The organism is Paraburkholderia sp. (assembly GCF_034668105.1).
Classification (GTDB): Bacteria; Pseudomonadota; Gammaproteobacteria; order Burkholderiales; family Burkholderiaceae; genus Paraburkholderia.
Genome location: NZ_JAXDPY010000023.1, coordinates 21,159 through 28,174 on the forward strand (window position 1 = coordinate 21,159; position 7,016 = coordinate 28,174).

Consider the following 7,016-nt stretch of genomic DNA (forward strand, 5'->3'; position numbering starts at 1 on the left):
GATGTCATCGAACTCAAGGCAGCCCGTTGGGACCCACCGCAGAGTCACATATCGATCGGCGCCGAGTGCGCCATTTTTTTCGCCGGGCGCCGTGTCTCAGGATCGACCTTAGGTTGAACAGTGACCGGTATAAGCGGAATACGCACGATAAAGCGCGCCCCGCCTTCCGGCGCATCTTCGTAATGGACGCTGCCGTGATGCAGCACCATGATGTCGTGAACGATCGCGAGACCGAGGCCGGCACCGCCATCCACGCCGGCGTCGCTCTGACCGTCGCCGCGGAAGAATCGTTTGAACAGATCGGCTTGCTGCGCGAGCGGCACGCCCGGTCCATTGTCCTCGACGATGATCTCGGCCATACGCCGATCGTCGATCACGGTTTGCGAGACTGTCACGGTGATGCGCCCGCCATCGAAGCGCGAGGGCGGCACGTACTTGAGCGCGTTATCCAGCAGATTGGCGATCACTTCATGCAGCAGCACAGGGTTGCCGCGAGCCATCAGCGGGTGATCGTTAGTGGGATCGTCGAGGCGCTGAAAACCCAGGTCGACATGAAACGTCAACGCGCGCGGCACCCATTCAGCACCCGTGTCGAACGCAAGCGCGGCCATATCAACGTTGACGAAACGAGCGGCCTGTTCGCCCGGCTCAGCGCGTGCGAGTGAAAGCAACTGGTTCGACAGCCGCACGGCGCGGTCGGCGGCTGCCCGTAGCTCTCGGACCGCGGCGAGCGTTTGCTGCGGGTCGCGTGCAACCGCGGCCTGTTCCGCATGCAGCTTGACGGCGGTGAGCGGCGTGCGCAGCTGATGCGCAGCGTCGGCGATAAATTTGCGCTGGCCGTCGAGGGCGGTTTTCAGCCGGCCGAGCAACGCATTCAGCGCACCCGTGAGCGGCCGGATTTCAACCGGTACATAGGTTTCGTCCACCGGTTCGAGCGACGTGTGGGTCTGGCGGTTCAGCGAGTCCGCCAGATCCGTCAGCGGATTGAGCTGTTGATTGACGACACGCCACACGATCACCCAGCCCGCCAGCAGCAACAACAGCAGCGGCATCATGATCGCGACCAGAAACTCGGCGGCGATCCGAAAACGGTGATGCACCGGCTGACCCACTTCGACGACGATCGGATTGCCGGTGGGCTGATCCACGCGCACCTGTGCGACGCGCACGGTCACGCCTTCGTGTTGGGTTTCGAAGACGTATGCGTAGTGCATTCGGCGCACGCTGGTGCCTTGCAGCGGCAGATTGTGATCGCCGGCGATTTCGGTTTCCCCGTTGCTGATCCGATAGACGAGTTGTTCGACCGGATCGGAGAACATGGCCTGGGCGAGCGGCGGCACCGTCACCTTGGCGTCAGGGCCGGCAATCTGGATCTGTTTGGAGATCGCGGTGGCGAGATCCGCGAGCGAGCGATCGACCACGTGCTGCGTGTACTGCCACGCCAGCCAGTAAGCGATCAGGCCACTCATCAGCGCGAGCAGCGAAAGGGGAGCAGCGAGGCGCCGCAGCAGCGTGCGGCGCAGACTATTGGCGGCCGGCTGGGGCATGATCGAACGCGCGGGAAAGAAGCAACGGCGACAAGCGCCGGAAAATCCGCCGGATGCCGGCGAATTGCGCACCGAGGTGCGCGGCGCCGGCCTGGCGCCGTCAGGCCGCAACACAGCGTTGCAGTGCGCGGCCCTTGTGACGATTATGCGGCCTGGCGGATTTCCTGCAACAGATAACCGAAGCCACGCACCGTGACGATTTCGACACGGCAGTTTTCGAGCTTTTTACGCACCCGGTGCACATAGACTTCAATCGCGGTATCGCCGAGATCCCCGCCGAAGTGCGTCAGATGGTCTTGCAGCTGAGCCTTGCTGACCACGCGACCGTGGCGCAACAACAGCATTTCGAGCACCGCGAATTCGCGCGGCGACAGTTCGAGCGGCTTGTCGTCGTTGAAAATGCGGCGATCGACGCCCGACAGACGCACACCGCCCAATGACACTTCCGGACGCGGCATGTCGCCGTGCGGGCCGCTGCGGCGCATCACAGCACGGATACGTGCTTCGAGTTCGGTGGGTTCGAACGGCTTCAGCATGTAGTCGTCCGCGCCGGAATTCAGGCCTTGCACACGGTCGTTCAATTCGTCGCGCGCGGTGAGGATGATCACCGGCGTGTGACGATTGCTCTGACGGAAGCGTGCAAGCAGCGTCATGCCGTCGATACCGGGCAGCCCCAGATCGAGGATCACCAGCTCGTGGCGGTTTTGGGTGAGGGCCTGTTCGGCGAAAATGCCGTCATGGACCATGTCGACGGTGAAGCCGGCTTGTTCGAGACTGCTTTGGATGCCGCGTGCAATGGGGCGGTCATCTTCGATCAGAAGGAGTCGCATGGATTTCGCTCAAGTACAATGGTTTTAGGCGTTTGGGCAAGCGGTTCGCCGGGGCGCCTGCTGCACAGGCAACGTGCCGCGTGGCCGTGCCGAACCGGCACCGGCTGGCCACGAAGCAGCTATCGAGCCGCCATGAAGTAGCCATCAAGCAGCCACTGAGCCGTTCACGACGTCATGTCCGAGATAACGATTCACGAACTGGAAGCCGCGATCAACTTCTGGCGCGCCCGCTCACCTTCGAGCGGCGACGAACTCGTTCTGTGCAAGGAGGCAAGCGCGCTCTCCAAGCCGTATGCGCTAATGATTGTACAGCGTCAGCAGACGCTCTCGCCGGATCGTTTGGACGGGATTGCCCGGCAGGCGTGGGATGCTTACGTGCGCCTTAATAATAGCCTGTAGAACTGAAGGTTTGGGCACCAGATTGCCTGCAATACCCTTTCATTCACGCCAATTGTTCGCTGCAATGCACATCCATGCGCCCAATCGTTTGTATTACGCTGTAATAGTGTCGATAAATCGTGCCAATTGGATGTCCCGTTCGGTCAAGCCATTGGCCTCGTGTGTAGACAGCGTGATTTCCACCTTGTTGTACACGTTGAACCATTCCGGGTGATGGTCCATCTCCTGGGCCTTGATCGCCACGCGCGTCATGAAGCCGAAGGCTTCGTTGAAGTCGGCGAATTCGAAGTGGCGCTGAATTGCGTCGCGGCCTGCCGCGGCTTGCCAGCCGTGCAGTTGCGCAACTTGCGCGGCGCGTTCTTCGGGAGTCAGTTTGTGAATCATCGTGCTACCTCGTTGATCTGATCAGGCACGCCAGCGGGCGTGCGCATCCGCTATATTTTCACGGATGCCATCAGCTTGCTGCCAGCCCCGATCAGCTTGATCGTCAGATGTCGCCGTCGGCTTGCCAGCCTTCCTGCGAGCCGCGCGTGATGACGTGATCCCGCGCGAGTACGTCCCCCGCGGCGAACGCTGGCTGCGCGGCCAGCTCTGCCAGCAACGGCGCGAAGTCGGTTTGTGCAACGCGGAACAATTGCGCGAAGTCGTCGATCACGAAGTAGGTTTTCTGGAACGTGTCGATGCGGTACCGCGTGCGCATCACGCGTTCGAGGTCGAAGCCGAGCCTGTTCGGCGCCGCGCTTTGCTGGCTGTAGAGCGTCTCGCCTTTACTCGATACGATGCCCGCGCCGTAGATCTTCACGCCGTTCGGGCTCGCCAGGTCGCGGATCAGACCGAACTCGACGGTGTACCAATAGAGCCGCGCGAGCAGCGGCAGGGCGCCAGCGTCATTGGCGGCGAGCGCCGCGCGGCCGTAGGCGTGCATGTAGTCCGCGAACACTGGATTGATCAGCAGCGGCACGTGACCGAACAGGTCGTGAAAGCAGTCCGGTTCCTGCAGATAATCGAGCTGGTCGGGGCGGCGCATCCACCATGTCACGGGAAAGCGGCGGTTCGCCAGATGCTCGAAGAACACCTGGTCGGGCACGAGCCCAGGCACGGCGACGATTTGCCAGCCGGTCGCCGGGGTCAGCCTGGCGTTGATTTCGTCGAACGAGGGTACGCGGTCGGACGGCATGCCGATGCAGTCGACGCCTGCCAGAAACTCATCGCACACACGGCCTTTGAGCAACGCGGTCTGGCGTGCGTAAAGCTGTTGCCAGACTGCATGGTCGACTGCGCCATAGCGGTCGGTCGGCTGGTCGATGGTGAAATCGGCGCGGGTTTCGAGGCCGGCGTCGAATTGCTCTTTGAGTTTGGCGGTGTTGCCTGTGGACATGACGCTGCGCGCTCTACGATAGCTGCGGGTTGAAACGGTGATGCAAGTGTAGAGCGGCGAGCTTGCGGAAAGGGCGCAACGATGGCGTTATGGCGCGTCAATATGCAATAATCATGCATCAAATACTGATTTAATGCGGATATTAATCACGTTGGAACTCGATCACTTCGATCTTGCGCTTCTAGATGTGCTGCAGCGCTTCGGCCGCGCGACCCATCAGCAGTTGGCTGAGCAGGTGCCGCTGTCGCCATCGCAGATTGGGCGGCGTTTGCAACGGTTGGAGCAGGTGGGTGTGGTGGATGGTTATCGCGTCGTGCTGCGGCCGGAGAAACTCGGCCTCGGCGTAACGGCCTTTACGAGTTTGAAGTTGAAGCATCATGGCGACTCGATCATCGAGCAATTCCAGCAACAGATCGACGTGCTGCCGGAAGTACTGGAATGTCACGCCGTGGTCGGCGACGCCGATTATCTGCTGCGCATTGTCGCACCCGATCTGAACTATCTCTCGGCGTTCGTGATGAAGAAGTTGATGCGTGTGCCCGGCGTTGACAGCGTGCGCTCCAATATCGTGCTGACCACGTTCAAGCGTAATGGACCGTTGCCGCTCGGCCATTTGTCGCCAGGGGCCGCCGCCGTTTGATGCGGCGAAGGCCCGGCCCGCTCAGGCCACTCAAATCGCCAAGATTGCTGAGACCGCGAGGTCTTTTCGGGCCACTGTTCCCGAACTGATTTCACCCGTGGTCGGCGATGGTTAAGGTTTATGCAACCTGCTTCGGTTCACTGTCCGGGCTCAGCAGGTCGACGTAGGCCACCGCCACCAGATCCGATTCCGGCACGCCGAGGGTCTGGAACATCGCGTGTGCTTCGGCGTGGCCGCCTTCTTCGTCGTCGTCCTGAGCCAGCACGACTTCAAGCTCGACGAAGTCGCCAAGACCGTCGACGCGGTCCAGATGAATCCGCGTACGGCCCGTTAGATAAACATGGCGCTCCTTCGTGACGATGCCACGCGTAGTCAGCGCCGTGGCGAGCAGCGCGTGCATCGCTTCAGGGTTGGTCACTGGACTGCGTGTGTAATACGACGCTTTGGGGCCGTCGCGATCGTCGCGCTGATAGAAGATCAGTTCGGCCGGCGTGCCATCGTCGAACTGGCGCAGCTTCAGGCGGCCACGCGGTACATCGTAGAAAAAATCCTGCTGGCGGAAGATCAGGGGGGCGTCCGGCGCGAGTTTCGCGGCGCGTTCGCGCAGTTGCTCGAAATGCTGGGCGCGGGCTTTGATTTCAATGTTGCGTGCCATGTCAGGCTCCTGTCGAAGGATGGCGTGGTCGGCGGCTTCAGGTGTTGCCGGGGCGAAGCTGCCTGGAAGAATGAAGTCAGACGGAACAAACGATGCGGGGTCGGCACATGAGCGCGAACCCTCAATCTAACAAAAAGTGCGTGACGGCGTGGTTTCAGATGACTGGATCGACGAGGAGGGCCTGTCAACGTGACTTGAGAGGGAGGCTGGCGTTGATGACAAGTGAGCCTGCGCATCTGGCACCTGGCATCTGGGAACCTCGAACCTCGAACCGTTAGGGCGGCGTGCGGGAACCGCGAAGGAATACTGCCCTAATGGAGCAGCCGCCCACGATACCCATCGACCGGCCCGAAACGTACGCAGCTGTCATGAGAGTGGCTCATATCGCTCTCGTTTTACCGTCACGTGCGCTTTCATGCCGCCCTCATGTGGCCCATTGTTGCTCGATCAGTTTCAACGCGGCGCCAATTGCGGGCTCGTCCTTGCGCTCCGCCAGCGTGATGAAGCTGAGCTGGGTCGGCACGGTGACGCCTTCGACGATGGTCAAAGCGTGCGCATGAGCTTCCGCGATCGCGGTGGCGTCGCGAGCGAGCGTTAGCCCGACGCCTGATTTGACCAGATCGAGCATCGACGGCTCCTGATCCACTTCCGCTACCTTGACCGGCTTCACGCCGGCCTCGCCGAAGCAGCGCGACAACAACCGGTTGTGGGCGGACGCGGGTGGCGTCCAGATCCACGGCAGCGCAGCGAGCGAGCGCCAGTCGCGCGCGCCTTTCACCCGATCTTTCCAGCCCGCCGGCGCCAGCACGCGGTACTGGAAGTGCGTGAGCGTGATGGCGTGAAAGGCGGCGCCGTCGCGGGCGTCGTCATCCGCTGGCAGGCCGATGTAATAGCCCACGTCCAGTTCCCCGTTGCGAACCTGCTCGAGTACCCAGCCCGACATGCCGTGGCGCAACGCGGTTTCGATATGCGGCCAGGTTTCCACCAGTTGCTTGAGAAAACCGCCGAGGCGCAGGAACGCGGGGTCGAGAATCGTGCCGATCCGCAATCGGCCGCGCACTTCGTGACGCAGCGCCGCCGCCGCGCGCTGCACGTCGCTCGCGGCGCCCAGCGCGCGTTCGGCATGAGGCAACAGGGCCTGGCCATCGCGTGTCAGCGAAAGCCCGTGCGAAGTCCGCGTGAACAGCGTCACGCCGAGCGTCGTCTGCAAATGCTTGATTTGCAGGCTCACGGCGGGTTGGGTCAGGTGAAGTTGCACCGCGGCACGCGTGAGATTGCCTTCGCGTGCGACGGTGACGAACGCCCGTAGCAGAGTCAGATCCATATCTTGATATTAGCCCGGCTTATGGCGCAGTTGAGCATTACTCATTGGATTTGTCGCCTCGAAGCGCCGTACGCTTGCGTACATCACGCCGTTTGCGGTGAGCGGAAGACATTCATAGGAAGAGGACAAGACGATGAGCGAGACATATCAGGACGAAACCGTCCGGAGCGAGACGAGCGCACGCGCGCTGACCCATTTCATCAACGGCAAGCGGATCGACGGCACGAGCGGCCGTTTCGGCGA

General features: G+C 61.8%; 7 protein-coding genes and 1 pseudogene. 2 read left to right on the plus strand and 6 right to left on the minus strand.

The window, feature by feature from the left end:
* Nucleotides 1–44: 44 nt before the first annotated feature.
* Together QOC89_RS01240 and QOC89_RS01245 are read right to left on the minus strand one after the other, a co-directional pair.
* Nucleotides 45–1,547: a sensor histidine kinase gene (locus tag QOC89_RS01240; RefSeq protein ID WP_323043355.1), complete on the minus strand. Its 1,503-nt coding sequence runs from the start codon at nt 1,545–1,547 to the stop codon at nt 45–47.
* A gap of 143 nt (nt 1,548–1,690) precedes the next feature.
* Nucleotides 1,691–2,377 (minus strand): response regulator transcription factor, encoded by a 687-nt coding sequence (locus QOC89_RS01245; protein WP_028197606.1) that lies wholly within the window; start codon nt 2,375–2,377, stop codon nt 1,691–1,693.
* Nucleotides 2,378–2,551: 174 nt separating this feature from the next.
* On the opposite strand from QOC89_RS01245, the gene QOC89_RS01250 reads away from it, so the two are divergent.
* Nucleotides 2,552–2,776 (plus strand): DUF3717 domain-containing protein, encoded by a 225-nt coding sequence (locus QOC89_RS01250; protein ID WP_323043356.1) that lies wholly within the window; start codon nt 2,552–2,554, stop codon nt 2,774–2,776.
* Between the two features lie 93 nt (nt 2,777–2,869).
* Here QOC89_RS01250 and QOC89_RS01255 read toward each other — a convergent pair.
* Together QOC89_RS01255 and phhA are read right to left on the minus strand one after the other, a co-directional pair.
* Nucleotides 2,870–3,172 (minus strand): annotated as a pseudogene (locus QOC89_RS01255) (4a-hydroxytetrahydrobiopterin dehydratase); the annotation flags it as partial.
* Nucleotides 3,173–3,263: 91 nt separating this feature from the next.
* Nucleotides 3,264–4,154 carry a phenylalanine 4-monooxygenase gene (gene phhA, locus QOC89_RS01260; protein ID WP_323043357.1) on the minus strand — a complete coding sequence of 297 codons (891 nt, stop codon included), beginning with the start codon at nt 4,152–4,154 and terminating at the stop codon, nt 3,264–3,266.
* Between the two features lie 133 nt (nt 4,155–4,287).
* Between phhA and QOC89_RS01265 the strand changes: the two genes are divergently transcribed.
* A complete protein-coding gene (locus tag QOC89_RS01265) occupies nt 4,288–4,794 on the plus strand; it encodes an Lrp/AsnC family transcriptional regulator (protein ID WP_323043358.1) in 507 nt (168 codons plus the stop codon).
* 118 nt (nt 4,795–4,912) lie between these two features.
* Here the strand turns inward: QOC89_RS01265 and QOC89_RS01270 are convergent, their stop codons facing one another.
* Both QOC89_RS01270 and QOC89_RS01275 read right to left on the minus strand, forming a co-directional pair.
* Nucleotides 4,913–5,449 (minus strand): class IV adenylate cyclase, encoded by a 537-nt coding sequence (locus tag QOC89_RS01270; RefSeq protein WP_323043359.1) that lies wholly within the window; start codon nt 5,447–5,449, stop codon nt 4,913–4,915.
* A 424-nt stretch (nt 5,450–5,873) separates the two neighbouring features.
* Nucleotides 5,874–6,773: a LysR family transcriptional regulator gene (locus QOC89_RS01275; protein WP_323043360.1), complete on the minus strand. Its 900-nt coding sequence runs from the start codon at nt 6,771–6,773 to the stop codon at nt 5,874–5,876.
* Nucleotides 6,774–7,016: the final 243 nt, after the last annotated feature.